Below are 2,774 nucleotides of genomic sequence, written 5' to 3' on the forward strand. Positions count from 1 at the left end.
GCCATCCGGCCCATGCCGAATGACGTGCAGAGCTCCGAAGTCTGCGATCGATTGACGAAGAGCGACATCGAGTAACCCGCGGCCGCCAATGCCTAGCGGGTTACTTCTTTTTGCGGTGCTTTAAGGCAATCCGCACAACCAAACCGATCAGCGCCAAGGCCACTGGGTCGGCCAGGTGGATGCTCATGGCTCCCACCCCCTTCTGGTTCCGACTCGCGCTCGCAAGGAGGCGGGTGCGGATCGCAGACTCGGCACGCCAGAAGGGAGTCGATCGGGGCTTTTCAGGCCCGCTCAAGTCCAGTATACCGTCCGCCCGGCGGGCGGACTAGTCATAAGTGACGAACGCCGCGCCAGGCGACGATCACGTCAGATAAAACGAAGCAAATCGTCCGTGGTGACGACAGCCGTTGCCCCATCGTCATAACGAACCAGGGGGTGGCGATTGTCCACCCGGCGCACGTAGGTGGCAAATTCCCCATCAACGGGATGATTCGGGTGCTTCACCGCAACCCGTTCCCCCGGTTGAAACAAATGGTCCACCCCCGTCGCCTCCTTCGACTGCCAGACGTCCTCAAACAGAAAGTCATCCAGGAGGCCTGGCATGAACCCTTGGACCATGTGCTGGGCACCCGCTCGGAAGATGCAGAAGCTGGGCACCAAGTCGCCTCCGCGCGCCACAAGCTCTCTCAGATTGGCTGCATCTCGGATGTCCTTTTCGGTAAAGGGAATTTGGTGTTCGGTGAGCCAGTCGACCGCCTGTCGAGACTCCGGAACGTCAGGGTGCGTGTAGGCGAATACAAAAACATCCGGGCCAACGGAAGGCGTCTGCGTCCACCGCCGAGACCAACGCTTAAACCATCGGAACATTGGGATGATTGCCTCCCCGTAGCGTCTTAATCAAATTCTTGAATGATGTTCCCCTGGTCATCAAAATACTTGATTTTGTCCCACGGGTGTACGTTGGAACTAAATGTGTCGCCGTCGAAGCGAACATTAAGGTTGCCCGAACTGTTGCCTGACGTAATACGTCCCGCACGTCCCGCGCTTAATAAACGGCAGATTGCGGCGCTGGCGAATGTAGTCTAGCGAAGGCATTGTGCTCCTCCTATTTAGGAGGATCTTTCTCGATGAAAAAATGGAGGCCAAGGTGGGACTTGAACCCACAACCTGCGGTTTACGATACCGCTGCTCTACCAAATTGAGCGACTCGGCCAAAAAAGTTGGCGCGCCGACGGAAAACCCCTACCGAAGCTCACCCGCTAGCGGCGGGTGAGTACCGACCGCTTTACCCCTGAGACAACGGCGCAATGGTGGCGGACCGGACGGATCGACCCTTCGCGAGAGTAAAAACTTACTGTAGCAGCCCAAGCGTTCGGGCGTCCTCTTCATCCAGGGTAAATTCTGTGTCATCCCTGATGTCACCATAGCTGAGGCTGCCCCGCACGTCATAGCCGGTGGTGGCCATGAAGTGCTCCTCCAAGTCCCGTTCCAGAATCTCTGCTGCCGTAATAATGACTTTCAATGCAGTCCCCTCCGACATTTGGTTTGGTGTGACACTCGTTGCGTGTTCGACGAGAAGTGTTGGGAATGCCTCCGCAGGGCCACTACCAAGGGCCGACATCTGTATTGCTGAGATTACTCGCTATCCTGTGATTCGATGCCATATTTCTCCATGATTGCGGCCCGCACAGCCAGCTCCGCCTCGCGCGTCTCCCGTGATGGGATCAGCCGCCAGATGGACGTAATGACCATGATCAGAGACAGAATGGTAGCGAAGAGAAAAGCGCCGAGATAATGACTGGGTTGGGTCCAGAGAGACGAGATCGGCGTCTCGGCGTTCGGGGTCACCAACCCCTGAACCGCATTCCAGATTCCGACATACCCCAACGAGAGTACCACGAACAGCCCTACAAACAGCACAAGGCCTAGCCCTATCCATTTTCTCCAATGCCGCATGGAATGGCCCCTTTCTTTCACCATGTCAAAGTTGACCACACTCTTATTCGTAAAGTCATCTACTGACCGTGAGAATTTGCTCGGCGTTCCATTTTAACAGCCGCTTGATGAGTCGAAGCATAGGATTAACCGCATCCTGGGCACTTCGGAAATCTGATCTCGGCCCAACAGGCGTCCAGCCGCTATCAGCTTGCGCAAGCGGGACCCGATTGTGCGATTCTGACGCCCCAAACGGGGGCTATCCCCAGCCATAGCGGGCGTGCCAGGGATCCTCAACCCGCGCATACCACTCGTCCCACACGCGCTCATCCCACCGCTCTTGGTCAGTTAGGTCCGTGGGAGTCTCCTTAAACATCAAGAGATCAACCCCTGGCGCGAACGCGTCCGCCAGCAACCGGCCGACAGGGCCGCGTTCCCAAGTCTCATCACTGCTGTCAAATTCTAAGTCTGCGTAGTCCCGATAACGTTCGTAGCAACGATCGACAATGGTTAGCGCATCGTCCTCCGGGCGACGCAGACTCGCTGCCACACTCAATGCGTTCAGCACGGCGTCGCCGTCCCGAAAATTACCCATCACTTATCCTCTCCCTGCGCACTTTCCGCCGTATCTGGCGGCCTGGCGGGGCGGTCCCGCCTGCCCAGTTCTAGCGTAAATCGTCCGGGAACCATGCGGGCAAGGCGTCTTCTGGCACGGTCCGACGGGCATTGCCGCCCGCCCAGCGCGGGGTTTCCTGGGGCGTCCCCAACAGAATCAATGTCCAAAACCGTTCCATCGGCGGCGGGAGCATCGCGGCATGCCCGGGCTCCGCAATCCACGC

4 protein-coding genes and 1 tRNA gene are annotated in these 2,774 nt (G+C 57.8%); all 5 read right to left on the reverse strand.

All coding sequences use genetic code 11. The annotated features are described in order from the left end of the window. Window positions 1–366 precede the first annotated feature (366 nt). Window positions 367–867 carry a glutaredoxin family protein gene (locus HIJ39_RS22335; protein WP_169103244.1) on the reverse strand — a complete coding sequence of 167 codons (501 nt, stop codon included), beginning with the start codon at window positions 865–867 and terminating at the stop codon, window positions 367–369. Window positions 868–1,136: 269 nt separating this feature from the next. Beyond that, window positions 1,137–1,213 (reverse strand) — tRNA-Thr (locus HIJ39_RS22345). A 138-nt stretch (window positions 1,214–1,351) separates the two neighbouring features. Further along, complete coding sequence (locus HIJ39_RS22350; protein WP_169103245.1) at window positions 1,352–1,522, reverse strand: hypothetical protein; 171 nt, start codon at window positions 1,520–1,522, stop codon at window positions 1,352–1,354. A gap of 113 nt (window positions 1,523–1,635) precedes the next feature. Further along, entirely contained in the window at window positions 1,636–1,956 is a 321-nt protein-coding gene (locus HIJ39_RS22355; RefSeq protein ID WP_169103246.1) for a hypothetical protein, read from the reverse strand. Between the two features lie 238 nt (window positions 1,957–2,194). Then, on the reverse strand, window positions 2,195–2,530 hold the full coding sequence (locus HIJ39_RS22360) for a hypothetical protein (protein ID WP_169103247.1): 336 nt from the start codon (window positions 2,528–2,530) through the stop codon (window positions 2,195–2,197). Window positions 2,531–2,774: the final 244 nt, after the last annotated feature.

Source organism: Sulfobacillus harzensis, assembly GCF_012933365.1.
Taxonomy (GTDB): Bacteria; Bacillota; Sulfobacillia; order Sulfobacillales; family Sulfobacillaceae; genus Sulfobacillus_B; species Sulfobacillus_B harzensis.

Coding starts and splice junctions, on each gene's coding strand:
- HIJ39_RS22335 (WP_169103244.1), bottom strand. CDS start 867: ATGTTCCGATGGTTTAAGCGTTGGTCTCGGCGGTGGACGCAGACGCCT.
- HIJ39_RS22355 (WP_169103246.1), bottom strand. CDS start 1,956: ATGCGGCATTGGAGAAAATGGATAGGGCTAGGCCTTGTGCTGTTTGTA.
- HIJ39_RS22360 (WP_169103247.1), bottom strand. CDS start 2,530: ATGGGTAATTTTCGGGACGGCGACGCCGTGCTGAACGCATTGAGTGTG.